Source organism: Methylobacterium sp. J-088 (assembly GCF_022829295.1).
Taxonomy (GTDB): domain Bacteria; phylum Pseudomonadota; class Alphaproteobacteria; order Rhizobiales; family Beijerinckiaceae; genus Methylobacterium.
This window is the reverse complement of the sequence record NZ_JAKSYH010000201.1, coordinates 1-331: the sequence shown is the minus strand read 5'-3', so window position 1 is coordinate 331 and position 331 is coordinate 1. Positions and strand designations below refer to the sequence as shown.

1 protein-coding gene is annotated in these 331 nt (G+C 74.3%); it reads right to left on the bottom strand.

From position 1 onward, the window contains the following. A partial coding sequence (locus MKK63_RS22565; protein ID WP_244005804.1) for a molybdopterin-dependent oxidoreductase occupies positions 1 to 331 on the bottom strand: 331 nt, incomplete at both ends.

Sequence of the window (331 nt, the reverse complement as noted above, 5' to 3'; positions counted from 1 at the left end):
CGGGGGTCTCGGGCAGGACCGGCCCGTCGAGGCCGCCGAACGAGACCTGCACGGCCCCGGCCTTCACCCCGGCCCTGTCGAGGACGCTCTTGAGCGGCACGCCGGTCCAGCGGGCGCAGGCCATGGCGCCGTTGGCGGCCTGGCCGCCGGCGATCCGCGTCGCGAAGAAGCCCCGGGAATTGCCCGAGCGCTGGTTGACCGCCGCGATCTCGGTGCGCCCCGGCAGGGCCTGGATCTCCGCGAGGTACAGGTCGAGGGGCCGCTCGACATGGCCGGTGACCGCGTCGCGGAACGCCTGCGGGTCTATCTCGCCGACATCCCCACCGAGATC